Consider the following 23,759-nt stretch of genomic DNA (forward strand, 5'->3'; position numbering starts at 1 on the left):
AACAAAGTCAACGAATTGCTTCCCTGGAATTGGAAGGCGAACCAACGGTCAAAGGCCGCCGTTGCTGCCTGAGCGCTTCGCGGTAGTCATCGTGCCTGGGGTGCTGGCCGGATGCGTACGGTTCCGCGGACCCGCGATCGAACACTGCGACGACCGGGCACTCCGGGATGCCGGACCGCTACTCGACCGTGGAAAAAGAACGCAGCGCGGTCCTTGGTTTGGGTGATCGGGATCCCGTCTTGGTTTCCGATGGCGTTTGAGCCCGTCCGTCGGTTAGCCCCGTCGCGCAGGTGAGGATCGAAAGCGCCTGCGAGCACCAATTTTGGAGCTTGCCTCAATCGGCGCATCTTGCACCCGACCCATTCACAGCGCGGCAAGAAAATGCAACTGGTCTAAGCCAATCGCGTTCACCTTGAGCGGACTATCTCAGCCGACCATGGTTGCCGAACCCCTACGCGGACTCGGATACAGCCTCTCTCTCTCCTCCATACCAAGGAGCCAGCGCTTTGACGCAGATGTCGAACACCCTATTCACGATCAAGCTTCCCATGCCGAGAGCAATCAGGCCGACAAACATCAAGTCCACCCGGAACACTTGCTGGGAGATTTGCACGAGGTAACCAAGCCCATACACGGCACCCGCTAGTTCTGCCGCCACAAGCGTCGAAATTGCAGCCGACAAGCTCACCTTAAGACCCGTGATGATGTAAGGGAGTGCGGCCGGCAAGTGCACGAAGAAAAACATCTGCCATCGCTTTGCTCCAAGGCAAAATGCTGCCCGCACCAGAAGCGGACTAACCTCCCTCACGCCTGCTTCCGTGTTGACCCACACTGGAAAGAAGACGCTCCAGGCTACGAGAGCAATTTTGGAGGTTTCACCGATTCCAAACCAAAACACGCCGAAAGGTACGAGGGCAAGCGGCGGAATGGAGCGAAACATTTGCAGAAGTGGGTCTACATAGGCCGCCAAGCGGGGAAGCCGTGCCGTCAGAAGGCCGATAACGATTGCCGGCAGGGCGCCAACCACGAATCCGCCCGCCGCCCTTCTGGCACTTATGGCCGCATGTTTGGCGAGCTCACCACTTTGCAGAAGTTCAAGGCTGCTCTTGAATATGTCTGTCGGAGGCGGAAGCAGCACAGGGTCGACCATTTTGGTCACGCTTAGAAATTGCCATGCGGCCAGGAAAGTTGCGATGCCGATCAACCCCTTGGCCAGATTGACGCCGTTCATGCTTCCCCGGTGTTGCCTGGTCATTCGATCTGCCTCGCGCCCAACGCAGTTCCAAGCCTATTATACAATTCATTGAATTCCGGCCCTGTGCGCGATCGCGGATACTCGCTCGTCACCGGCAAATCTTCGATGATTTGGCCGCCCTGGCCGAGCACGATGATACGTGTCGCCAATGATATCGCCTCTGCAATGTTGTGCGTAACGAATACAATGGTCATTCGGGCTTGCCTATAGATCGCAAGCAATTGTTCCTGCAAATGGGCCCGCGTCATCGCATCCAATGCGGCAAACGGTTCATCCATTAACAGGGCGCGCGGATTTGCGGCCAGCGCTCGTGCAATGGCGGCGCGCTGCTTCATTCCTCCTGAAAGCTGGAACGGATAGTTGCCAGCAGCCTGACCCAGTCCAACCAACTCTAGGTACCGATCAGACGTGGCACGACGTTCTGACCTGCTTACCCCTCGCATGCGGAGCCCAAACTCGACATTCCCGCGTGTCGTTAGCCATGGAAACAGGGAGTACTCCTGAAACACCATCCCGCGCTGGGGATCTGGCCCTCGCACTCTCTGCCCTTCGACAACGATGTCGCCGGAGGTCGGCCGGAGAAAACCCGCGATGAGGCACAACAAGGTTGTCTTTCCGCATCCGCTCTGTCCGAGAACGCAGACGAATTCGCCGTTTTTGATTGTTAGACTGAGATTGAAAATGATCGATTTTGCGCCGACAGAAGCGGCGTACCCAAACGTCACCCCCCGACAATCGATCGCGGAGCGTCCGCCCGTTCGCTGTGAACTCCTTGCGTTCAGTTCAGCGAAGGGAATAGCCGGCGCCGCCGTTGCTATCATACTCGTTTCACGATGCTATCCGTCACGACCTGGTCGAATGACGGCATTTTTGCTCCAGGCTTCACGAGATTATTCGCGAATGCCCATTCAGCTTCCTTGACCAGATCAACGGTCATCGATGCGCGGTTTATGCCGACGCCGAAATGCAAGTCTTTCCAGAGCTCGGGAACAGACGAGCGCTCCAGCTTGAGCTTTGCTGATATGATGTCCATTGCCTGTTCGGGCGCGCTCTTCACGACCGCATGAGCGGCCACGAGTGTTCTCACGGCCCTAATCAGCATCTCCGGGTTACTGTCGATGGTCGATTGCATCGCGACGACGCATCCATAGGCACTGTACAGCCCCTCGCTTCGCAAACGCTTGAACGGCCCCTGCTTGAGCGCCGCGGTGATGAGTGGCTCGCTCCAAACGAAAGCGTCAATAGCGCCGCCGACGAGACTTGGGACGAAATTGGCAACCGGTAGATTCACCGCGGCAACGTCAGCTGCGGTCAAGCCTTTGCTCCTGAGCAAACTTGCAAGGTAGTAGTGAGCATTGGTTCCTTGGGAGTAGCCAATGCGCTTTGCCTTGAGTTCGTCCAGGCTCTGTATGTTTGGGCCGACGACCAGATCGAACGGCTCATACTTAATGACAGACGCGATTACCCTTACGGGAATCTCATTGATGGCAGCGAACATGACCGGTGTTTCCGCGCACGTTGCAATTTTGACTTGGCCGCTGACAAGTGCATCCAAAGCAATGCGCCCCGAGGGAAACATCGTCGAGGTCGCCTTTAGACCTTGCTTGCTCCACAGACCGAGGTCATCGGCGACATAAAAATGCGTGTAGTCGGGGACTGTGCCCTCGCCGATCTGTATCTCGATCGATTCCTGCGCGAGCGAGCGCGTGGCACCAATGGCGCCAAGTCCGCCCAGCGCGCTAATTCCCGTTAATAGCTGCCGACGGGTCGTGCCGAAAGAGAGAGGCGTCATGGAGTTCCCTTTTTTGCTCAAGACGGTGCTACGCGGGCATAAACTCGTGCTCTGACCGGATCATCATGAGCGCGGCGGTGGACGCTCCATACGAGGCGATCTCGCCCCTTACAAATTCGGCGAACGATGCCGGAGATTCGCCGTTTACAATCAGACCGAGACTGTGTGCGAATTCCAGAAAGTCAGGCTCGTGCAAACCCTCCAGCTGGTCTCCCCGGAGAGCTGGGCGGCGATCTCGGTGGCGATGTCGAACGGCCATATCGATCTCGGTTGGCTCGGTCCGTGGGGCTACGTGCTCGCCAATCATCACTCCGGCGTTGAGGTGATCGCCACCGCCAAGTACCGCGGCAAGCCGATCTACCATGCCATCATTGAAGGCCGCCCCGACCTCCCGATCAAGAACTTCCCGCAAGACGCCAAGGGGCTGAAGCTGTCTCTGAGCGATCAGGGCAACACGTCAGGCTGGCTCATTCCCTACGCGTTTTTGCTCAAGGAAGGCGTCGACCCGTCCAGCTACTTCCAATTGCGTGAGGGAGCGACCTTCGGCAACAACGTGATGATGATACAACAGGGCCTGATCGATCTCGGCTCCGACATGGATCGCGGCCGCTACGGCATGATCGAAGCCGGCGAGATGGATCCGAAGAAGGTGCAGGTCTATTGGACCTCGGACCCGCTACCGAACGACGCAATCTGTGTGCCGAAGGGCTTTGATCCGGACCTCAAGGCCCGCATTCGCGACATCATGGTTGGGTTAAGCGAGGAAAAGGCGCAGTCGATGATGGGCAGCGGGTATAACGGCTTCGTCCCCGCCGTTCACGCCGACTACAAGATCATCGAGGACGCCGGCCGGATCACCGGCAAGCTCAAGGTCTGACTCATGCGCGGGGCCCGCCCTGGGCGGGCTCCGCATCCATCCTATCGAACTGGAGCAGAGCCGTGAGGATGACCTCTTACGCGGCGGGGCGGCGCTATCTTGAGCCACATCCGCCGGTGTTCAGCCTCTCTAACCTGGCGCAAGCCGCGGTCTTCGTGCTGGTCATTGCCTTCTTGGCGGCGACCTTCATGGCGGTCGACGTCGACCTGAACAAGTTGATCGTCGGCTTGCCCAAGGTTGCCGGTTGGTTCGGCCAGATGTTTCCGCCCGATCTCAGCGACATCAAACGGATCCTGCGCGACGCCTTCCAGACGTTGGCGATGGCGACGGTCGGAACGATCTTCGCGCTACTGGCCGCCTGCGTGCTCGCGCCACTCGCAGCCACCAACACCACACCATATCCAGTCATTTACCGCCTCGTCCGTGGCCTGCTGTCGACGTTGCGCGGCACCGAAATCCTGGTGTTCGCGCTGATCTTCGTCGCCGCCGTCGGCTTCGGTCCGTTCACTGGTGTCCTTGCGATCGCATTCAACATGACCGGTGCGCTCGGCAAGCTGCTGACGGAAGTCATCGAACCGGCCGATCCGGGGCCGATCGAAGCCGTCAAGCTGACAGGCGCCGGCCCGGTCAAGACGTTCCGCTACGCGCTGCTTCCCGACGTGTTTCCGAATATCGTCGCCGTCATTCTCTACATCTGGGAATTCAACGTTCGCGCCTCGACTGTCCTCGGTATCGTCGGTGCTGGTGGGATCGGCCAAACCCTGAAGGACTCCATCGACCTTCTCGACTTCCCGAAGATGCTCACCGTGTTGGGGGTGATCCTGATCATGGTCATCGCCATCGACACGCTGAGCGGCTGGTTGCGCCGTCGCGTGTTGAACCCGGGCAGTGGTCGGTCTCGGCCGCTTCCCGTCGCTCGCCGCATCGAACAGGTCTGCGCTGAGGAGACACTGTCATGAACAGGCTGGTGAAGATCGATGTCTCGGCCGATGTGATCCCGGTGGAGCGGCTGCGGCCGGCGATCCGCGTCGACGACATCTGCAAGAGTTTCGGCGAAAAATTGATCCTCGATCGCATCACATTTGAAGTCGCGAAAGGCGAGTTCGTCGTGCTGCTTGGCCCCAGTGGCTGCGGCAAGTCGACCCTGTTCCGCTGTCTGACGCGGCTGATCGAGCCCGATTCCGGCCGCATCGTTATCGACGATACCGACGTCACCACGCTAAGGCCCAGAGAGCTCGTCCGGTTTCGCCGGCAGATCGGTTTCGTTTTCCAGCAGTTCAACTTGGTCAAGCGGCTGACGGCTATCGACAATGTGCTGGCCGCGCGCCTCGCAACCGCGTCGCTGTGGCGCGTGCTGCTCCGCCGCTTCAATTTCGAGGACCGCCAGCTCGCGCTGGCGTGCCTCGACAATGTCGGGCTGCTCGAGCAAGCCTATCAGCGCGCAGAGCGTCTGTCGGGTGGCCAGCAGCAGCGCGTCGCGTTCGCCCGCGCGCTCGCTCAGCAGGGCGATGTTGTTTTGGCGGACGAGCCAATCTCCAGCCTGGATCCGGAATCCGCCGAGAACCTCCTTCAGATCATGCAGCATAGTGCCAAGGAGCACGGCATCACGGTGCTGTGCAGCCTGCACCAGGTTGACCTCGCGGTTCGCTACGCCGACCGGATTGTCGCGCTCAAGGCCGGGCGGGTGTTCTTCAATGGCCGGCCGTCGGAATTCAGCCGCGACGTGCGCGATCGGCTCTATGTGTCCTGACCATAAATTCCGCGATTCGCGATGACCGAGACTTCATTTGCGCTTCGCATTGACGACCAGGTCGTCGATGTTCCGGCCGGGACGACCCTGCTCGAGGCGGCACGCCAGTGCGGCATCGCTATTCCGAATGTCTGCGCCTGCGACCGCACGGGCTACGCCGCCGAAGCGTCCTGCCGGTTTTGCCTGGTCGAGATTAAAGGTGAGCGCACGCTTGCGCCTTCCTGCCGCCGCGAGGCGGAGGAGGGACAGGTCGTGCGGACGTCGAGCGAGCGGGTCCTGCAGACCCGCCGGTTGGTTGCTGAGCTGACTCTCTCGGAACAGGGCCCCGAGGCCTTGCGTCCCGGCTCGCGTCTGGCTGAGGCGCTTGCCCAGGTTGGTGTTGGCGCGACGCGGTTTGGCCATCGGCCGACGATCGAGCGGGTCACGCAGCAGCATCCCGCGATCACCGTCGACCTCGACGCCTGCATCCGCTGCGGGCTGTGCCGCACGGCCTGCCAGGACGTTCAAGTCAACGGCGTGATCGGTGTGGCCGGTCGCGGTGCCGAGGCGTGCATCGTCTTCGACGCCAACGTGCCCCTGACCGACAGTTCCTGTGTGGCTTGCGGCGAATGCGTCCAGGTTTGCCCGACCGGCGCTTTGGCTCCGGTCGCGGCGCCCATCGCGGAAACTGAGCCGACGACAACGGCGGAAACGATCTGCCCGTTTTGCAGCGTCGGCTGCCGGATCGAGTTGACGGTGGCTGACGGGCGGGTGGTGCGGGCGGACGGCGCCGACGGGCCGGCCAATCGCAGCCGGCTGTGCGTCAAGGGCAGGTTCGGCTTCGACTTCCTGCACCATCCTGATCGCCTCACGGTGCCGCTGATCCGTCGCCAGGACGCGCCCAAGCATGCCGTTGCGGTAGCCGGGCCCGATGCAGTGCGCGACTTCTTCCGCCCGGCCTCCTGGGACGAAGCTTTGGACCGTGCTGCGGCCGGGCTCAGAGCTGTCGCCGACCGGCACGGCGCCGACGCGCTTGCGGTACTCGGTTCGGCCAAGGCTTCCAACGAAGACGCGTATATCTTGCAGAAACTGGCGCGCACTGTGCTCGGAACGCCGCATGTCGATCATTGCACGCGTTTGTGCGCTTCCGTGCCGCCGCTCGGCGAGGCGATCGGCTATTCGGCGGTCACGGCGCCGATCGACGAAATCGACCGCGCCGACGTGGTGCTGATGGTTGGCTCGAACCCCGAGGTGAACCATCCGGTTGGCGCGACCTTCATGAAGAACGCGGTGCGCCGTGGAACCAAGCTGATCCTGGTCGATCCCTATCGCCAATCGTTCGCGCGTCACGCCACTTATCATCTCGCCCTGAGGCCAGGGACCGACGTCACCCTTATCTCGGCCATGTTGAACGTGGTGATCTGCGAAGGGCTGTACGACCGTACGTTCGTGCGCGAGCGGATCGACGGCTTCGACGAACTCGCCGCGCGTGTGCGCGGAGTGACGCCGCAACTCGCGCAGCGACTCACCGGTGTTGACGCCGACTTGCTCGTCTCGGCGGCGCGGATGTTTGCGACCGCTGAACGAGCGATGTCCTTTTGGGGCATGGGCGCATCGCAGCACGTGCATGGCGCGGACAACATTCGCTGCGTCATCGCGCTGGCGCTGATCTGCGGCCATGTCGGCAAGCCAGGATCCGGCCTTCACCCGCTGCGCGGGCAGAATAACGTCCAAGGTTCTTGCGACGCCGGCCTGATACCGTCGTCATTTCCCGGCTACGCGCCGGTGAGCGATCCCCAGGCGCGGGCAAGGTTCACCGCGCTGTGGGGCACCGAGCTGCCAGCGAAGGCAGGGCTCACACAGGTCGAGATCCTGAATGCCGCGCATGAGGGGCGGATCCGCGGGCTCTATGTCGCCGGCGGCAACCCCGCCATGGCCAATCCCGATCTGGCGCGAACCCGCGAGGCGCTGGCGCGGCTTGATCATCTCGTCGTGCAGGACATCTTCCCGACCGAGACGGCGGCTTTCGCCGACGTCATCCTGCCAGCCGCGGCGCTTGCGGAACGCAGTGGATCGGTGACCAACACCGATCGGGTCGTGCAACTGCTCACGCCCGCCGTGCCGGCGCCCGGCGCCGCGCGCCCGGATTGGTGGATCACGGCGGAGTTGGCGCGGCGCCTCGATGCGCCGTGGCGACACGACGCGCTTGCCGGACTGTTCGACGAAATGGCGGCGGCCGTCCCGATGCTGGCCGGTACAAGCTGGTCGATGTTGGAGGGCCGTGGGGCACTCGCTCTGCCGCTTGCGTCGGCCAACGGGTCGGCCCGAAGCCTGTTTGCCGAGCGATTTCCGACGCCGGCCGGCCGCGCACGCATCGCCGCGCTTGATGGGCGTGGACCGGCGGAGGAGCCGGATGCGGACTATCCGCTGATCCTGGTCACCGGCAGGCTGCTGGAGCATTGGCACACCGGTTCGATGACGCGGCGGGCGCCGGTTCTCCACGCGCTCGCGCCGGAGCCAATGGTTCGTATCGCCGCCGACGTATTCGACGCGCTCGGGCTCGAATGCGCCGCGCGCGTCCGCGTTGCGACTCGGCGCGGCGGTGTGACCGTCGCCCCATGTCGCGACGTCGGTCTTCAGGCGGGCGTGATCTGGATGCCGTTCGCTTATTTCGAAGCGGCGGCCAACGATCTCACGAATTCGGCGCTCGACTCGACGACGCGGGTTCCAGAGTACAAATATTGCGCGGCGCGGATCACGAGCGAAACGTAATCTTGATGTGAGGCCCTCAGCTCCCGCACAATCCGGCGAGTGTATTGCCCGGTCTTCGTTGGAATGAGTTCGCGTGATCGGGCTGAAGCACCATGAAGATCAATGAGGCACGCTTCGTCCAAACTTATCGGTAACACGTTGAAATTATTTGATTCACACACTTCCGTAAAGATCGCGATACCAGCACTCTCACGATCTACCAACAACGATACCAACAAATCTGCCGGATACCGGCAAAACCGCGTGAACAGCGGCGAAGGCCAAGATGCGACCTAGGCCGGTGATTATAGGGGAAAGCGAACGCTGGCGGATGAGGGCGGATTAACCCGCGCGCGACAACGGAATAATTTTATCGCCTTCGAGAGCCAACGCAGTAATATGGTCTGCCCACCACTGCATCATTCTTCGACGATCAGGCATCCACTCCGCAGCGTTGTAGGCACGCCGCACTTCGTTTCGTTCCACGTGTGAAAGCTGGCGTTCGATCCAGTCTCGGTTGAACAAGTTGGTTTCGTTCAGGATCGTGGAAGCGACGGCGCGGAAACCGTGCGTCGTGGCGCGGCCGTGATATCCCATCCGGTAGAGGGCGTAGAGCATGGTGTTGCTGGACATGCAGTCGCCTTTTCCCGGCGAAGGGAAGATATTGGGACTGCCGCCGGAAAGCGTGCGCAGCTCGCGCAATGCTGCGACGGCTTGCCGTGACAGAGGCACCAGGTGCTCCAGGCGCATTTTCATGCGTTCGGCCGGAATGCGCCACAAAGCGGAATTTTCATCAAGGTTCTCCAGTTCGTTCCACTTGCCGGCGCGCAATTCAGTCGTTCGAAGAAACGTCAGGGTTACCAGCTTCAATGCAAGTTTGGTCTGCTGCTCGCCACTGTAACTCTCCAACTTCTGCAAGAACGTTGGCAGCTCTGAAAGCGGCATCGCTCTGTGACGCTGCGGTTCTCCGGTGGCTCGTAAAGCGTCCTTGAGATCAACGGAGGGGTCCCGCTTCGCTCGGCCGGTCACGATAGCAAAGCGAAATATCTGACCGACGAGTTGCTTCAGCCGTCGTGCTGTTTCGTTTACCCCGCGCTTCTCGACCTTGCGCAGCATGTCCAGTAGTTCCGGCGGTTCGAGTGCGGCGATCGAACGCCGACCGATCGCTGGGAAGGCATCCGCCTCCAGACGCCGGAGGATCTGCGCGGCGTAATAGGGGCTACGGGCATCCTTCCAGTTTTCGTGCCATTCGCGCGCGACCGCTTCGAAGGTGTTGCCAGTTGCAATCTTCGCGGCCCGTTTACGCTCACGTTTCACGATGGAGGGATCGATGTCGGCGGCAATGCTGCGCTTGGCATCGTCGCGCGACGCGCGCGCCTCGATAAGCCCGACAGCCGGATAGACGCCGAGCGCAAGCGTGCGTTGCTTGCCGTGCCACCGATAGGCCAAGCGCCAGTACTTGGCTCCGTCCGGAGTGATCAACAGATGCAAGCCGCCGCCATCGGAGAGCTTGCGCGACTTGATCTGCCCCTTCGCATTCCGGCACTTCGTATCCGTGAGCGGCATGTTGGTATCTCGATTCTGGCTTCGATGACCTACCAACAAATATACCAACAAAATCCCGGGATGTCAGCAACCGGTGGACGAACGGCGGCGAACGCCACAACAGCAAGATATCGTTGCAAAATAAGGAGTTTTGTAGCCTTCGGTGAACGATGGCGGATGAGCACGAACGCCGGCGGATCATCAATGTGGTGGGCCCGGCAGGACTCGAACCTGCAACCAGACCGTTATGAGCGGTCGGCTCTAACCATTGAGCTACAGGCCCCGCCGGCTCGTTCCGAGCAACGGTGCAACCTCCCCATACAACGACCGCAGCAAGCGGGCAACCTCACGCCACCTCGCTCACCAGCTCATCGATCGCATTGTACGCCTGATCCAGATCGCTCGCCGTGGTGCTATAGGGCGGCATCAGATAAACCGTGTTGCCGAGCGGCCGGATCAGCAGGCCGCGCGCGAGAAATCCGCGGTAAAGCCGCGGGCCGATGTCGGCCAGATAGCCGGCATCTTTCGCTACGATGTCGAGCGCGGCGATGGTTCCGATCTGGCGGACATCCGCGAAACGCCGGTCGCCGCGAAACCGCGCGAGCCGCTCTTTATGCATCGCCGCAAGCGAATTGATGCGGTCCATCACCGGCTCGCGCTGCCAGATTTCCAGATTGGCCAGCGCAGCCGCGCAGGCAATCGGGTTCGCGGTGTACGAGCTGGAATGGAAGAACGTCTTGCTGCGGTCCGTAGAATAATGCGCGTCGAAAATCCCGGCGCGGCACAGGGTCACCGCCAGCGGCACCGATCCGCCGGTCAGTCCCTTCGAATAGCAAGCGATATCGGGCGCAATACCGGCCTGCTCGCATGCGAACAGCGTGCCGGTCCGCCCCCATCCGGTCATGACTTCGTCCGCGATGAACAGCACGTTGTGCACCTCGCACACGCGTTTCATCTCCGCCAGAACCGCCGGCGGATAGATCAGCATGCCGCCCGCACCAAGAATGAGCGGCTCGACAATCAATGCTGCGACGTCGCCGCGCTTGCATGCCGCAGCCAGCGCATCGAACGTCGCCTGTTCGCGACCGGATACGGGGAACGGAATTCGTTCGACGTCAAACAGCAGCGGATCGTATGGCGCGTTGAACACGCCGCGTTCCCCCACCGACATGCCCCCAATGGTGTCCCCGTGATACGCGCCTTCGAGCGCGAGGATGCGGCTGCGTTTGGCGCCAAGATGACGCCAGTAGCCCAATGCCATCTTGAGCGCCACTTCGACCGAGGTCGATCCGCTGTCGGAAAAGAAGACATATTCAAGCTCCGGCGGCGTGATCGCAACCAGATGCCGGGCGAGTTTCTCCGCCGGCTCGTGTGTGAAGCCCGCGAAGATGACCTGATCGAGCTTATCGACCTGATCCTTGATCGCCTGCACGATGCGAGGATGACGGTGGCCGTGGGTCACCACCCACCAGGACGATATCGCGTCGAAGATGCGGCGGCCGTCGGCGGCCTCCAGCCATGCCCCCTCGCCTCGCGCGATCAGCGTTGGGTCGGGTTGAACGGCATGCTGCGTGAACGGATGCCACACCGGTGATCTGGATGTCATCAGGTCACGTCCTTCAGAAACTCGCCGGCGGCGAAGTGCTGCGCGAATGCCGCACGCAGGGTCTCACGTGTAAGCGAAGCGAGATGTGGCAGCCTGCCAAGACGTTTCACTTGCCCCATGCTGGCGATCACTGTTTCCGACTCCCGATTTTCATCGCCAATGAATGCGATGCCGAGCACCGGAATGTCGCGCGCGCGCAACGCTTCGATCGACAACAAGCTGTGATTGATGGTCCCGAGCGTCGTGCGTGCGCACAGCACGACCGGTGCGCGCCACCGCGCCATTACATCTATGTATGTCAGGTTCTCAGTCAGCGGCACCATCAAACCGCCCGCCCCTTCGATCACCAGCGGCCGGTCGACTTCCGGCAAGGCAAGCGCAACCGGGTCGATGGTGACGCCATCAAGTCTCGCAGCAAGATGCGGCGAGGCCGGCGTCTTCAGCCGATAGGCCTCGCGCAGCACGCGCTCAGCAGAAAGGCCCGACAGCCGCTGGACAGCATCGCGATCGGTTTCCTCCTCGATGCCAGCCTGAACCGGCTTCCAGTAAAAAGCATCGAGAGCACCGGCGAGTGCCGCGGAAAATACCGTCTTTCCAATTCCGGTATCGGTGCCGGTGACGACAATACGGGTGCTCATGCCGCTTTCCGCATATCTTCGGCCAGAGCCTCGAACAGCGACGCAACCGTGGGTTCATCGACATTCAGCGTCAGCGCGATCCGCAGCCGTGCCGTCCCCTCCGGAACAGTGGGCGGGCGAATGGCGCGAATATCGAAGCCGCGTTGTTGCAGAGACGCCGCAACGGCGACTGCAGCACGATCCGCACCGATGATCACAGGAAGAATTTGCGAACCAGATGGCGTGACATTGCAGCGGCGGACGAGTTCGTCGCCCGCAAACCGGACCAGCCGCGCAAGCCGCTCGCGGCGCTCCGGGTTGGTTCGGGAAACATGAATTGCGGCACGCGTGATCGCGGCCACCAGCGGCGACGGAGCAGTCGCGAAAATGAAAGGACGCGCGCGGTTGACAAGAAAATCGCGAATTGTGCGCGGCGCGAGGATGAAGCCGCCGACGGTGCCGAGCGCCTTTCCGCAGGTGTGCAGGGTGATAACGTTGTCGCGACCCTCAAATGCCGCGGCAAGTCCCCGTCCCTGCGGACCGAGCACGCCGGTTGCATGTGCTTCATCGACGACAAGCATCCCGTCATGACGATCGGCGACAGCCAGAAGTCCGGCGATGTCCGGGCTGTCGCCATCCATGCTGTAGAGGCTTTCGGCCGAGATCCATGGCCGACCCTTGCCGCCGGCCGCGCGCCAGCGGACGATTGCAGCATCGAATGCATCGACATTGTTGTGCGGAATACTCACGGCCTGGGCGCGTCCGCGCCGCATCCCTTCATGTACGCTTGCGTGGATCAGTTCGTCATGGACGACAAGATCGCCCTGCTGCGGCAGCGTCGAAAAGATCGTGAAGTTCGCGACATAACCGCCGCCGAAATAGAGCGCTGTCTCCGCGCCGAAATAGGAAGCGGCCTCGTTTTCGAGCGCTTCATGCTCGTCGTGATTTCCGCGCAGCAGACGCGAGCCGCCGGAGCCGACCGGAACGCCCCGCGCAATCGCCTCGGCTGCGGCGCGCTTCAGTTCATCTGACTCTGCGAGCCCCAGATAATCGTTCGATGTGAAATCAATTCCCGCTCGGCTGCGAAGTGACCTCAGCCGGCCCTTGCCTGCGAGGTCGCGCAAATCGGCTTCGAACTTCTCATGCATGCATCAAATCCCGTCTGCAACGATGGAGGTTGGATGCGGGCACATGCCGCAAGTTTACAGCTTTTGATTCTTTTCATTGACGAGAACCACGCGCGGCTGATGCTGCCGTGCCTCGGCTTCATCGAAATTTGCATAAGCGACGATGATCACCTTGTCGCCCATCATCGCCAGCCGCGCGGCGGCGCCATTCAAGCCGATAATGCCCGAGCCCGCTGGCGCTTCGATCACATAGGTCGAGAAACGCGCACCGGTGTCGATATTATAGATGTCGACCCGTTCATTGACCAGAAAACCGGCGGCGTCGATCAGGGTGCGATCGATCGAAATCGAGCCCTCGTAGTGCAAATCCGCTTCGGTCACCCGCGCGCGGTGGATCTTGCCCTTCATCATGGTGACTTGCATCGGCCTGCCCTGGTTCCGGCGCGGACGCCTCGCGCGCAAGTCCGTTAGGACGGGCGCTGGCCGGGGTCAAGACTTTAGGGGCGGATGGCTGTCAGGCAAAAGCCATGCGCCGGCGGGCGCGCAACAGCAGTGTCACGACAATGGCGATGTTCAATGCATTCCAGCCAACGCCATTCAGGAACGCGGCGGCGTAGGATCCGGTCGCGTCGAAAATCACACCGGAAATCCAGCCGCCGAACGACATGCCGATAACCGATGCGAAGATGACAATACCGACGCGGGTTGCAGCCACGCTGGAGGGCATCGATTCCCGGATAATGATGGCGTAGCTCGGCACGATGCCGCCCTGAAACAGGCCGAACATCGCGGAGATAATGTACAGCGACGTCAGCCCGTCGAAAAACAGATAGAACATCAGCGCGACGCCCTGCGCGATCGAGCCGACCAGCAGTGTGCGTAACCCGCCGATACGGTCGGCCAGGAAACCGGAGCCGATCCGGCTGACGATTCCGAAGGCGAGCATCAATGACAGCATCTCGGCGCCGCGCGCCACGCCATAACCAAGATCGCCGCAATAGGCGACGATATGAACCTGCGGCATCGACATTGCCACGCAGCAGGCGATAGCCGCGATGCCAAGCACGGCGGTGAGCGCATTGGTGCCGATCTGCAAATCGACGCGCGGCGGCGGCGCATCTGCGTGCGAGCGCACGGTTTCACTGCCGATCTGCCAGCGCAGAACTGCGACAACGATCGCCATAACGATCGTACAGCCGATTCCAATCGCGATATGTGTGGCGCGCCATCCAGCATATGCCGTGCCGCGTTCGACAACAGTGGGCCAGAATGTGCCTGCGATGTAGTTTCCGCTGGCGGCGATGGTGACGGCCAGCCCGCGGTGGCGATCGAACCAGTGCGATGCCTCGGTCATCAGTGGCCCGAAGGTCGCGGCGGCGCCGAGCCCGATCAGGAAGTGCATCAGGTTGAATTGCCACAGCGCTGCCGCATAGCCGGCACCGACATAGCCCAACAGCATGGCGACGATACCGATTGCGATCGCAGGCACAATGCCAAAGCGGTCCGACAGCTTGCCCATTGCCACACCACCGAGGCCAAACCCGAGCATGGTACAGGTGAAAGCCAGCGACGCCGCGCCCCGGGTCGCGCCGAAGTCGGCCTGGACGATGGGGATGACCACCACCACCGACCACATGCCGACGCTGCCGATCGAGCCGATAATGAGGGCAATACCCAGCCGTGCCCACGCCGCACGTGAGTCCGGCGTGAAGACCGCTGGATGAGAGGCAGAATCGATGGAAACCGGCACGGATGCAACTTCGTCGGCCTTATGCTGCCGGTCAAGTCATTCTCCGAATGGGGGTTATGCGAGAATAACATCCTCCCGCACGCGACATTTTCGGCCGTCGGCTTTCCCGTTAACTCTTTACTAACCATAAAGTGGGCAAATTTTGCCGGGTGAAGTCGAGTGTCGTCGGGTCGCTGAACGGGGGAAATGCCCGTGGATGCCAGTGCGGTGCCTCACTTTAGGAACGGTGGCCCTTCGGCCGCCGCTCAAACCTTTGGGGCTCGCGAGCGACATACGCGAGGGGAAGCGGCGACAATGGTTGATGTAACGGCGGGCCAGGGCAGTGCAGCAACGGGCTCCGGATTTCCGAGTTTCAGCGACATCGGCACAATGCTCCGGCGCGGCGACCTCGCGCTCGCCTTCGGTGTTCTCACCATTCTCGTCGTTCTCATCCTGCCGCTGCCGGCGGTGGTGCTGGACCTGTTTCTGGCGATCTCGATCACGCTCTCGATCCTGATCCTGATGACCGCTTTGTTCATTCAGACGCCGCTGGAATTCTCGGCGTTTCCGACGATCCTGCTGATCTCGACCATGCTGCGGCTGTCGCTCAATCTCGCCTCGACCCGCCTGATCCTGTCACACGGCCATGAAGGCACCGCTGCCGCCGGACACGTCATCGAGGCGTTCGGCAACTTCGTGATGGGTGGCAATTTCGTCATTGGCATCATCGTTTTCACGATCCTTGTGATTGTGAACTTCGTCGTCATCACCAAGGGTTCGGGCCGCATCGCCGAAGTGGCGGCACGCTTCCACCTCGACTCGATGCCGGGCAAGCAGATGGCGATCGACGCCGACCTCTCCGCCGGCCTGATCGACGAGAAAGTGGCCAAGCAGCGCCGCAAGGAGCTTGAGGACGAAAGCGGGTTCTTCGGCGCCATGGACGGCGCCTCCAAGTTCGTGCGCGGCGATGCCATCGCCGGCCTGCTCGTGGTGTTCATCAACGTGATCGGCGGCATCATCATTGGCGTCGCACAGCAAGGCATGGGCTTTGCGGATGCAGCCCGCACCTACACGCTGCTGACCGTGGGCGACGGCCTCGTCACGCAGGTCCCCGCGCTGATCGTCTCGACCGCCGCCGGCCTGCTGGTATCGAAAGCAGGCGTGACCGGCGCCGCCGATAAGGCGATGATGAAGCAGTTGTCGGGTTATCCGCAGGCGCTCGGCATGTCGTCCGGCGTGATGCTGGTGCTGGCGATGCTGCCCGGCATTCCAATGCTGCCGTTTCTCGCGCTGGGCGGCGGCGCGGGCTGGCTGGCCTGGAACGCACGCACGCGCAATCGCGCGGTCAAAGTCGAGGAAGCCCGCGAAGCTGCCGCGCCAGCCGCAGCCGCTGCGGCCGCAGCCGCCGCCGAAGAACCGATCTCGAGTGCGTTGAAGATCGACGACCTCAAGATTGAGCTTGGTTACGCGCTGCTGCCACTGGTCAACGGACCGGACGGCACCGACCGCCTCACCGACCAGATCAAGGCGCTGCGCCGCTCGCTCGCGACCGAGATGGGCTTCGTGATGCCGGCCGTCCGTATTCTGGACAACGTGCAGCTCGAGGCGAACACCTACGTCATCAAGATCAAGGAAGTCGACGCCGGTACCGGCCGGATCTGGGCGAACCAGTTCATGGTCATGGACCCGGCCGGCAATCAGGTCACCATTCCGGGCACCCACACCACCGAGCCGACCTTCGGATTGCCTGCGACCTGGGTCGATGCCTCACTTAAGGAGGAAGCCTCGCTGAAGGGCTACACGGTGGTTGATTCCGCGACCGTTCTGTCCACGCACCTCACTGAACTGCTCAAGGGCAATATGTCTGACCTGTTGTCCTATGGCGAGGTGCAGAAGCTCCTGCGCGACCTGCCCAAGGAACAGGGGGAACTGGTCAAGGATATTGTCCCGAACCAGATCACGGTCTCCGGGATTCAGCGCGTCCTGCAACTGCTGCTGGCCGAACGTATTTCGATCCGCGACCTCTCCACCATTCTTGAAGGCATCGCCGATGCGCTCGCCTTCTCGCGCAACCCGTCGACGCTGGCCGAACATGTGCGAAGCCGGCTGGCGCGGCAGATCTGCGCGCAGAATACCTCGATGAACGGCTACCTGCCGCTGATTGCGCTGAGCGCCAAGTGGGAGCAGGCGTTCGCGGAATCACTGATCGGCACGGGCGACGAACGCAGCCTCGCGATGCAGCCGTCAAAACTGTCGGAGTTCATGACCGCGGTGCGCGACCGTTTCGAGCAGGCAGCCCGTGAAGGCGAAGCGCCGGTGCTGGTGACGTCGGCCGCAATCCGGCCTTTCGTGCGCTCGCTGGTGGAACGTTTCCGGGCCCAGACGACTGTCTTGTCACAGGCGGAAATCCACCCCCGGGCGCGCCTGAAAACAGTCGGAAGCATCTAATCAGGCGTTGGATTTCGTAAAAGCGTCTGCGGCAAATTGGTCACAGACAAGTTTTTCATGAAAATTTGGAAATCTTCACAGATCAGCGCTACCCGATCAAACACACTAAGCGATTGAAATAGTTCAATATTTTTGAGTGGTTTACGGACCTCTCGGAAGTTCAAGACATTTCACTCGTTTGTGATCGGTGCTTGGAAACGAATCCCTGCCAATTACGTTGATTAGAGCGTGGGGTTGAACCCACGGGCATGCGAGCGAGACAAACGTTCGACTGCATGAAAAGGCGGCGGGAGGTTTGTATGAACCATTCGTTTTACAGCGCGGACCGGATGACTCATTTGAAGATCGTCGTTGTGGCGCTCGTCGCCGCAATCGGTGTTGCTGGTCTCGGAATCTCTGCTCGCCTTTCGGATAACGGCCTTACCCAGACGGCTAAGATTACAGGTCCGGCCGTGAAGGCTAACAAAGCCGTTGTCATAACCAGTTCGGAGCAGTCTGCGATCCGCTAACGAATTCACCAATTCACAAGGCTCTCTTCCCCGCCCCCCGAAGTCGCCTTGTGAAGCTCAGAAGACCCCAAGTCTGAGAACAGAAAACGCCCGCTCCCCACGGGCGTTTTTTGTTGCGCGCATTCAGGACATCAGCGCGGCTGCGCAGGAAGCGCCGGCACACTTTCGATCAGCTTGCCGGTGTAGACGATCGGCCCGGTGGCAACGCCGGTGGGCGATCCGCCTTCCGGCTCAATGGTCACGGCATAGGTGGCCTTGTTGATCGTCTCGTTATCGTAGGCCGCCAGTCCGGGGCGGATCGTGAAATCGCTACCACCTATCACACCGAGCGAACGCGGACGTTGCAGCTTGTCCGAGACCAGCCAAAGCTCATAGCTTTTGCCCGGCTCCGGCGCAGCGCTAACCTTGCGCACGGTGAAGTTCTTCGTCGCCGTATCGACAGTGAGAATGAAAGCCGGCGCGGCAGCGTTCTGCTGGAGCACAGCGACAAACTGCGCCGCCGGCGCAGGTGGCTGCGCGGGCGCCGCAACTTCAACGACCTTGATCTGCGGCTTGACCCGCAGCTGCTCCGGCAGGAGTTCAGGGCGATTGGCCTGAAGCGCAATCACAGCGGCAAGCGATGCTGCAACCGCCGTCATGACCCAGCCGAATGCCGAACCGCCGCGCGTCCGCGCGGGCAATGGAACAACATTGGACGGCGCCGCCACCGGCTCGGGGATGATGTCGGATGCCGCCGCGGCCGCAATCGCAGCGGTGTCCGCCGATGCATCGGGTGATCCAGCAACCGCAACAGTTGGCTCGGGCTCACCCGCCTGCTCGGCAATCGTGGGCATCTGCTCCGGCTGTGCAGAGGCGACCGGCTCTTCCGGCTTCCGCTCTTCCTTGGGTTCTTCAACCGCCTCCGGCTGAGGTCCGACCAGGCCCAGCGCTGCGCTGATGTTGTCCCACAGATGCGCCGGCGGCTCGATCGGCGCAACCATCTGGTGCAGCGGACTAAGCTTGCGATCCCACGCATCGACAACTTCCATGAAGCCGTGATCGACGATCATCATGGTCTCGACAAGCGCGCGCTCGTCGGCACTCAGGGTGCCGAGGGCATATTCCGCCGCGAGCGCGATATGGTCTTCGCTGTAGTTCATCTCATCCCAAACCAAGGCATCCGCGAATTTCGATCATGCTGCGCCGTAACCAGGTCTTGACCGTGTTCAGCGGCGTGTTGAATTTTTCCGACAACTGTTCGCGGCTCCAACCGTTGTAGTAAGCCAGCAGCACCATTTTCTGGCGCTCCGGATCGAGTTGCCCGACACACTCCAGAATCCGCTTCAACTCCTCGGTCATTTCACGCCGCGCCAGCGGATCTGGAATATCCGACGCGACCTCCATGGCCACCGGTTCGTCTTCGATCGACGCCTCGCTGCGTTTACGCACGACATCGATCGCCCGGTTGCGGGCGATTGAAACCATCCAGGTAATCGGAGAAGCCAACGAGGGGTTGAACTGGCCCGCACTGTGCCAGATCTTGACGTAGGCTTCCTGGACCACCTCCTCGGCAAGATCCTGACGCCTCAATATACGGAGCACCACGCCAAAGAGTTTCGCCCGTGTGGCGGCATAAAGGCGCTCAAATGCCGCCTCGTCCCCCTTCGCAACCGATGCGAGCAGCCAGATCAACTCAGCCGGCGTCAGCATTAAACTTCCTCAAAAAAACGTCGCTCTATGGTACCGAGTCGGAAATCGAAGCCGCCCTCGCCGTCTCGTATCACATCTTGCCCGTATCCGGTCCAGCTTCCCGCTCGGCCTCAAGGCGCGAAAAAGCAAAACCCGGACCTTCCGGCCCGGGTCTCATATCACGGAAACATCTCGCAAAAAGCAGCCCTGTGAGTTCAGGCACGGGACCTGCGGCAATGAGGCAGTTTCACCAAGGCGGACGGGTTCCGGCAACCGCCGGGCGGACCCCAGACCTCAGGCCATCGCCCCGATCCGCGAACGCATCAAGCCGATGCTGTCGAGATCTGCCTGTTCACGAGCGCTTTCCTCGGCGCGCTCACGCGCCTGATCGCGCTCATCGAGCAGTTCGACCTTCTTGAGCTCTTCAAACGCCTCGCCCAGCACGGCCTTGGCATCTTCAAGCTGAACCCGCAGCTCGTCCGCGGAACGGGTCAGATTTTCCCGGCGCTGAATGGCTGCCTTGGCGTAGGTGGGATAGGCGAAGTGCGTGGGATCATTAATGCCAGCACGGTCCTGCTCATGCTGGATTTCGCGCTCCAGGTCGACCGACATGCGCTGGAAGTCGGCGATCATGCCTTCGATCTGCGCAACCCTTCGGCGCTTTTCATCGACCTGAAATTTCTTCAGGCGGATCAGCGTTTCACGTGACTTCATCGACTCGTACTCCCCAGAAGTCCCAACCACAAAGCGGGACGGAACCGGCATCCCCCCAAGGGCCCCTCCGGTCAAACACAGATGGCGGGATCATGGCGCGACAAAGTTAGCGTTCCGTTTCCAAGGTTTGCAGGATTTGCTCCAATCGCCTGTATCCTTCGCCGATCCCTGTGGACTCATCCTTGGCCTGGCGCAGGAAGGTTTCGAGCGGCTCGTGCAGCCGGATGGCTTCATCGACCTCCGGGCTCGAGCCGGCGCGATAGGCCCCGAGCCGGATCAGTTCTTCCATGTCGGCATAGGTGGCCATGACCTGCCGGGCCCGGGTGACGCTCGGAAGATAGGCCGGGTCTGCGGACCGCGGCATGGTTCGGGAGACTGACTTCAGGATGTTGATCGCCGGGTAGCGTCCGCGCTCGGCAATGGAGCGCTGCATAACGATATGGCCGTCGAGAATACCGCGCACAGCGTCGGCGACCGGCTCATTATGGTCATCGCCGTCCACCAGAACCGTGAAGATGCCGGTGATGGTGCCCTCGCCAAGCCCCGGCCCCGCCCGCTCCAGGAGTTTCGGCAGTTCGGTGAACACGGTCGGCGTGTAGCCTTTCGCGGTCGGCGGCTCGCCGGCGGACAGACCGATTTCACGCTGCGCCATCGCAAAGCGTGTCACCGAGTCCATCATGCACATGACGTCTTTGTCCTCGTCGCGGAAATACTCCGCGATGGCCAGGGTCAGGTAAGCCGCCTGGCGGCGCATCAACGCGGGTTCGTCCGAAGTCGCCACCACCACGACCGAACGCGCCAATCCCTCTTCGCCGAGATCGTCCTGCAGGAATTCCTGCACCTCGCGGCCGCGTTCGCCGATCAGCCCGATCACTGAAACGTCGGCATCCACGTTGCGCGCCAGCATCGACAGGAGCACCGACTTGCCGACGCCGGAACCTGCAAAGATGCCCATGCGCTGGCCGCGGCAGCAGGTCAGGAATGTGTTGAGCGACCGCACGCCGAGATTGAGTGGCGGTCCCACCCGCTTGCGGGAATGCGCAGGCGGCGGCGCGTTACGGTAGGTCATCGGCGACGGGCCTTGAATCAAAGGTCCCTTTCCGTCGATCGGCTCGCCCATCGCATTGACGACACGTCCGAGCCACGACGCCGACGGACGCACCTGGCTGGCAGCGTTGGCGATGACCGCGCGGCAACCGCGGCGGACGCCCTCCAGTCCTGCAAAGGGCATCACAACGGCATTGTTGCCGGTGAAGCCGATCACCTCGCACGGGATGAAGCGGTTGTTGCCGGTCTCGACAACGATGCGCGCGCCCACCGACATCGCGTGGATCGGCCCCGCGATCTCGACCATAAGGCCGCGCACCCCGACAACTCGGCCATAAATATTGACGCCGTCGATATCGGAGATCTGTTCGGCGAGGGCCTTCATTGCGAAAACCTTAAGTTTCCGCGATTCCGGCGCTTCCCCTTAACCCCGTGTTTACCCGCATCGTTAATCATTGCGTCACTGTCTTTGATGACTGAGAGCGCTCGACCTTCAGAACAAAGGGGTGAGTCGCAGGAGTCGGTTAGGCCCGCCTCTTAATGTGGAACTTGAATGGCTAGGCTACGAAAAGCTGCTTACACGCAACATCTTAGTGCGATTCGACAAAAATTGCACGATAGAGCTTGCAGACACGAATCAGCATTTGTTAACCATATGTCGTCAGGATCCGAATCAGTTGTTCAAAGGCGTTTTTCCAGTGCCGCGAGTAGGCGGCCGGCCTGACGCCCGGAGCGGCGACTATAGGGGACTGGCATGCGCGTATTGCTGATAGAAGATGACAGCGCCACTGCGCAGTCGATCGAGCTGATGCTCAAATCCGAGAGTTTCAACGTCTACACGACGGATCTCGGAGAAGAGGGCGTCGACCTCGGAAAGCTTTATGATTACGACATCATCCTGCTCGACCTGAACCTCCCGGATATGTCCGGATACGATGTTCTCAAGCAGCTGCGTGTCTCAAAGATCAAGACACCCATTCTGATCCTCTCCGGCCTCGCCGGCATCGAGGACAAGGTCAAGGGTCTCGGCGTCGGCGCAGACGACTACATGACCAAGCCCTTCCACAAGGACGAGCTGGTCGCCCGCATCCACGCGATCGTGCGCCGTTCCAAGGGACACGCCCAGTCGGTCATCCAGACCGGCGATCTGGTGGTCAATCTCGACACCAAGACCGTCGAAGTCGGCGGCCAGCGCGTCCACCTGACGGGGAAGGAATACCAGATGCTGGAGCTGCTCTCGCTCCGCAAGGGCACCACCCTCACCAAGGAGATGTTCCTCAATCATCTCTATGGCGGCATGGACGAGCCCGAACTCAAGATCATCGACGTCTTCATCTGCAAGCTGCGCAAGAAGCTCGCGAACGCTTCGGAAGGCCGTAACTTCATCGAAACCGTCTGGGGCCGTGGCTACGTGCTGCGCGAGCCACACGACGACGAGGTCCGCATTCCTGCCTGACACGGGTTGTATCGAGAGCCAGTGCGGCTCTCACCTCCCAGACTGGACCCCGCCGCAAATGGCGGGGTTTTTGTTTGGGTCAAAACGGCAGTCTCGTGAATGGTAGCCCGGAGTTTGCCTGTGCAAACGCAGTCAAGGTTGCAGCCGTCCATACCGCAGCGACAAACACAATAACGGCTGCGCCAAGCGACGCGCCGAAAATGCTGGCCATCAGGATTCCAGCGAGCGGAACGGCCTGCATCATATGAGTCGCCAGAAAATGCGGTACCCGCCGGTCTCCAACGGTCAGTGACCAGCCCGTGATCGGCATTCGCGATGCATTTGCAATTTCAAGACCGTTGTGATGATCGAGGGCGCCGCCCATTCGGAACGCCGTTATCAGCGTCAAGATGCTGCCGCCTATCAACCCGATCCCGAGCCCCCATTTGACCGCCGGCGCCAAGGCCGGTTTCGGGTCGATGACGACCGCACATCCAACCACTGCGGCGGAAAATGTAATGACCACCGCACCTGCAGCCATCAGGACATACATCGCAGTGTAAAATCCATTTGAAAGATTGAAATGCGAGGCCTGCTGCCTCGCAGCCTGAACGAGAATGTAAACCATTTCAAACGCGGTCGCGGCAACCGACGAAACGGCGACAGCGAACAGGACTTTCCCCCATGTCGCGGAAGGATTGACAGCGCTCAACGACAGCGCAAGCGTTGCGAAGTGGATCGCGAGCGAGGCTTCGAACTTCAGTGGTTTCGCCCATACGCTTTCGCGATCGATGATGCGACCATCGACCATGTAAAGCACCAGCGTGAGAGCAAACATCCCGCCGAGCACATAAGTCAAATTCCACCACAAATCTCGCGTGCGACCAAACTCTGACACGGATGCCTCCTC

At 61.2% G+C, this 23,759-nt stretch carries 21 protein-coding genes and 1 tRNA gene; 7 read left to right on the plus strand and 15 right to left on the minus strand.

The annotated features are described in order from the left end of the window. Positions 1-451: 451 nt before the first annotated feature. The 3 genes from ACP7AL_RS00005 to ACP7AL_RS00015 are packed head-to-tail and all read right to left on the minus strand — an operon-like array spanning position 452 to position 3,047. The gene (locus ACP7AL_RS00005; RefSeq protein ID WP_041751665.1) at positions 452-1,231 is read right to left on the minus strand and encodes an ABC transporter permease; all 780 of its coding nucleotides are present in this window, start codon (positions 1,229-1,231) and stop codon (positions 452-454) included. A 20-nt stretch (positions 1,232-1,251) separates the two neighbouring features. Next, positions 1,252-2,076 carry an ABC transporter ATP-binding protein gene (locus tag ACP7AL_RS00010; RefSeq protein ID WP_012046219.1) on the minus strand — a complete coding sequence of 275 codons (825 nt, stop codon included), beginning with the start codon at positions 2,074-2,076 and terminating at the stop codon, positions 1,252-1,254. Then, positions 2,073-3,047 carry an NrtA/SsuA/CpmA family ABC transporter substrate-binding protein gene (locus tag ACP7AL_RS00015; RefSeq protein WP_012046218.1) on the minus strand — a complete coding sequence of 325 codons (975 nt, stop codon included), beginning with the start codon at positions 3,045-3,047 and terminating at the stop codon, positions 2,073-2,075. The genes ACP7AL_RS00010 and ACP7AL_RS00015 overlap by 4 nt, the downstream gene beginning before the upstream one ends. 190 nt (positions 3,048-3,237) lie before the next feature. Between ACP7AL_RS00015 and ACP7AL_RS00020 the strand changes: the two genes are divergently transcribed. The 4 genes from ACP7AL_RS00020 to fdhF all read left to right on the plus strand — a co-directional run bounded on the left by ACP7AL_RS00020 (position 3,238) and on the right by fdhF (position 8,425). Further along, the gene (locus ACP7AL_RS00020) at positions 3,238-3,924 is read left to right on the plus strand and encodes a phosphate/phosphite/phosphonate ABC transporter substrate-binding protein (RefSeq protein WP_200948543.1); all 687 of its coding nucleotides are present in this window, start codon (positions 3,238-3,240) and stop codon (positions 3,922-3,924) included. A gap of 68 nt (positions 3,925-3,992) precedes the next feature. Next, complete coding sequence (gene phnE, locus ACP7AL_RS00025) at positions 3,993-4,883, plus strand: phosphonate ABC transporter, permease protein PhnE (RefSeq protein ID WP_041750969.1); 891 nt, start codon at positions 3,993-3,995, stop codon at positions 4,881-4,883. Next, entirely contained in the window at positions 4,880-5,674 is a 795-nt protein-coding gene (gene phnC, locus ACP7AL_RS00030) for a phosphonate ABC transporter ATP-binding protein (protein ID WP_012046215.1), read from the plus strand. Before phnE ends, phnC begins: the two co-directional genes overlap by 4 nt. A 21-nt stretch (positions 5,675-5,695) precedes the next feature. Continuing rightward, the gene (fdhF, locus tag ACP7AL_RS00035) at positions 5,696-8,425 is read left to right on the plus strand and encodes a formate dehydrogenase subunit alpha (protein WP_425987611.1); all 2,730 of its coding nucleotides are present in this window, start codon (positions 5,696-5,698) and stop codon (positions 8,423-8,425) included. 321 nt (positions 8,426-8,746) lie between these two features. Here fdhF and ACP7AL_RS00040 read toward each other — a convergent pair whose 3' ends face one another. The 7 genes from ACP7AL_RS00040 to ACP7AL_RS00070 all read right to left on the minus strand — a co-directional run bounded on the left by ACP7AL_RS00040 (position 8,747) and on the right by ACP7AL_RS00070 (position 15,049). After that, positions 8,747-9,970 (minus strand): tyrosine-type recombinase/integrase, encoded by a 1,224-nt coding sequence (locus ACP7AL_RS00040; protein ID WP_012046213.1) that lies wholly within the window; start codon positions 9,968-9,970, stop codon positions 8,747-8,749. 186 nt (positions 9,971-10,156) lie between these two features. After that, positions 10,157-10,232, minus strand: a tRNA-Ile gene (locus ACP7AL_RS00045). 63 nt (positions 10,233-10,295) lie between these two features. Continuing rightward, positions 10,296-11,555: an adenosylmethionine--8-amino-7-oxononanoate transaminase gene (locus tag ACP7AL_RS00050; protein ID WP_425987615.1), complete on the minus strand. Its 1,260-nt coding sequence runs from the start codon at positions 11,553-11,555 to the stop codon at positions 10,296-10,298. Beyond that, positions 11,555-12,193: a dethiobiotin synthase gene (gene bioD / locus ACP7AL_RS00055; RefSeq protein ID WP_425987617.1), complete on the minus strand. Its 639-nt coding sequence runs from the start codon at positions 12,191-12,193 to the stop codon at positions 11,555-11,557. Before bioD ends, ACP7AL_RS00050 begins: the two co-directional genes overlap by 1 nt. Then, complete coding sequence (locus ACP7AL_RS00060; protein WP_425987620.1) at positions 12,190-13,320, minus strand: 8-amino-7-oxononanoate synthase; 1,131 nt, start codon at positions 13,318-13,320, stop codon at positions 12,190-12,192. The genes bioD and ACP7AL_RS00060 overlap by 4 nt, the downstream gene beginning before the upstream one ends. Before the next feature lie 54 nt (positions 13,321-13,374). Further along, entirely contained in the window at positions 13,375-13,722 is a 348-nt protein-coding gene (panD, locus tag ACP7AL_RS00065; RefSeq protein ID WP_006021872.1) for an aspartate 1-decarboxylase, read from the minus strand. A 91-nt stretch (positions 13,723-13,813) separates the two neighbouring features. After that, complete coding sequence (locus ACP7AL_RS00070; protein ID WP_425987622.1) at positions 13,814-15,049, minus strand: MFS transporter; 1,236 nt, start codon at positions 15,047-15,049, stop codon at positions 13,814-13,816. A gap of 294 nt (positions 15,050-15,343) precedes the next feature. Between ACP7AL_RS00070 and flhA the strand changes: the two genes are divergently transcribed. Both flhA and ACP7AL_RS00080 read left to right on the plus strand, forming a co-directional pair. After that, a complete protein-coding gene (gene flhA, locus ACP7AL_RS00075) occupies positions 15,344-17,476 on the plus strand; it encodes a flagellar biosynthesis protein FlhA (protein WP_425987624.1) in 2,133 nt (710 codons plus the stop codon). A gap of 299 nt (positions 17,477-17,775) precedes the next feature. Continuing rightward, positions 17,776-17,985, plus strand: a complete 210-nt coding sequence (locus ACP7AL_RS00080; protein WP_006021875.1) for a hypothetical protein — start codon at positions 17,776-17,778, stop codon at positions 17,983-17,985. A gap of 131 nt (positions 17,986-18,116) precedes the next feature. On the opposite strand, the gene ACP7AL_RS00085 is transcribed toward ACP7AL_RS00080, so the two are convergent. The 4 genes from ACP7AL_RS00085 to fliI all read right to left on the minus strand — a co-directional run bounded on the left by ACP7AL_RS00085 (position 18,117) and on the right by fliI (position 21,799). Continuing rightward, entirely contained in the window at positions 18,117-19,124 is a 1,008-nt protein-coding gene (locus tag ACP7AL_RS00085) for an anti-sigma factor (protein WP_425987626.1), read from the minus strand. Position 19,125: 1 nt separating this feature from the next. Beyond that, the gene (locus tag ACP7AL_RS00090; RefSeq protein WP_006021877.1) at positions 19,126-19,674 is read right to left on the minus strand and encodes a sigma-70 family RNA polymerase sigma factor; all 549 of its coding nucleotides are present in this window, start codon (positions 19,672-19,674) and stop codon (positions 19,126-19,128) included. A gap of 273 nt (positions 19,675-19,947) precedes the next feature. Beyond that, positions 19,948-20,367, minus strand: a complete 420-nt coding sequence (fliJ, locus tag ACP7AL_RS00095) for a flagellar export protein FliJ (protein ID WP_006021878.1) — start codon at positions 20,365-20,367, stop codon at positions 19,948-19,950. A gap of 106 nt (positions 20,368-20,473) precedes the next feature. Beyond that, positions 20,474-21,799: a flagellar protein export ATPase FliI gene (gene fliI, locus ACP7AL_RS00100; RefSeq protein ID WP_425987629.1), complete on the minus strand. Its 1,326-nt coding sequence runs from the start codon at positions 21,797-21,799 to the stop codon at positions 20,474-20,476. A 369-nt stretch (positions 21,800-22,168) separates the two neighbouring features. On the opposite strand from fliI, the gene ctrA reads away from it, so the two are divergent. Continuing rightward, positions 22,169-22,870 carry a response regulator transcription factor CtrA gene (ctrA, locus tag ACP7AL_RS00105; protein ID WP_006021880.1) on the plus strand — a complete coding sequence of 234 codons (702 nt, stop codon included), beginning with the start codon at positions 22,169-22,171 and terminating at the stop codon, positions 22,868-22,870. Between the two features lie 79 nt (positions 22,871-22,949). Here ctrA and ACP7AL_RS00110 read toward each other — a convergent pair whose 3' ends face one another. Further along, positions 22,950-23,747, minus strand: coding sequence for a hypothetical protein (locus ACP7AL_RS00110; RefSeq protein ID WP_425987631.1), 798 nt, complete (start codon positions 23,745-23,747; stop codon positions 22,950-22,952). Positions 23,748-23,759 lie beyond the last annotated feature (12 nt).

Source organism: Afipia sp. DC4300-2b1, from assembly GCF_049895725.1.
GTDB lineage: Bacteria > Pseudomonadota > Alphaproteobacteria > Rhizobiales > Xanthobacteraceae > Afipia > Afipia broomeae.

Bases quoted from the DNA above. Each gene is read 5' to 3' on its own strand.
- ACP7AL_RS00005 (WP_041751665.1), bottom strand. From the start codon at position 1,231: ATGAACGGCGTCAATCTGGCCAAGGGGTTGATCGGCATCGCAACTTTC.
- ACP7AL_RS00010 (WP_012046219.1), bottom strand. From the start codon at position 2,076: ATGATAGCAACGGCGGCGCCGGCTATTCCCTTCGCTGAACTGAACGCA.
- ACP7AL_RS00015 (WP_012046218.1), bottom strand. From the start codon at position 3,047: ATGACGCCTCTCTCTTTCGGCACGACCCGTCGGCAGCTATTAACGGGA.
- phnE (WP_041750969.1), top strand. From the start codon at position 3,993: ATGACCTCTTACGCGGCGGGGCGGCGCTATCTTGAGCCACATCCGCCG.
- phnC (WP_012046215.1), top strand. From the start codon at position 4,880: ATGAACAGGCTGGTGAAGATCGATGTCTCGGCCGATGTGATCCCGGTG.
- fdhF (WP_425987611.1), top strand. From the start codon at position 5,696: ATGACCGAGACTTCATTTGCGCTTCGCATTGACGACCAGGTCGTCGAT.
- ACP7AL_RS00040 (WP_012046213.1), bottom strand. From the start codon at position 9,970: ATGCCGCTCACGGATACGAAGTGCCGGAATGCGAAGGGGCAGATCAAG.
- ACP7AL_RS00050 (WP_425987615.1), bottom strand. From the start codon at position 11,555: ATGACATCCAGATCACCGGTGTGGCATCCGTTCACGCAGCATGCCGTT.
- bioD (WP_425987617.1), bottom strand. From the start codon at position 12,193: ATGAGCACCCGTATTGTCGTCACCGGCACCGATACCGGAATTGGAAAG.
- ACP7AL_RS00060 (WP_425987620.1), bottom strand. From the start codon at position 13,320: ATGCATGAGAAGTTCGAAGCCGATTTGCGCGACCTCGCAGGCAAGGGC.
- panD (WP_006021872.1), bottom strand. From the start codon at position 13,722: ATGCAAGTCACCATGATGAAGGGCAAGATCCACCGCGCGCGGGTGACC.
- flhA (WP_425987624.1), top strand. From the start codon at position 15,344: ATGGTTGATGTAACGGCGGGCCAGGGCAGTGCAGCAACGGGCTCCGGA.
- ACP7AL_RS00080 (WP_006021875.1), top strand. From the start codon at position 17,776: ATGAACCATTCGTTTTACAGCGCGGACCGGATGACTCATTTGAAGATC.
- ACP7AL_RS00085 (WP_425987626.1), bottom strand. From the start codon at position 19,124: ATGAACTACAGCGAAGACCATATCGCGCTCGCGGCGGAATATGCCCTC.
- ACP7AL_RS00090 (WP_006021877.1), bottom strand. From the start codon at position 19,674: ATGCTGACGCCGGCTGAGTTGATCTGGCTGCTCGCATCGGTTGCGAAG.
- fliJ (WP_006021878.1), bottom strand. From the start codon at position 20,367: ATGAAGTCACGTGAAACGCTGATCCGCCTGAAGAAATTTCAGGTCGAT.
- fliI (WP_425987629.1), bottom strand. From the start codon at position 21,799: ATGAAGGCCCTCGCCGAACAGATCTCCGATATCGACGGCGTCAATATT.
- ctrA (WP_006021880.1), top strand. From the start codon at position 22,169: ATGCGCGTATTGCTGATAGAAGATGACAGCGCCACTGCGCAGTCGATC.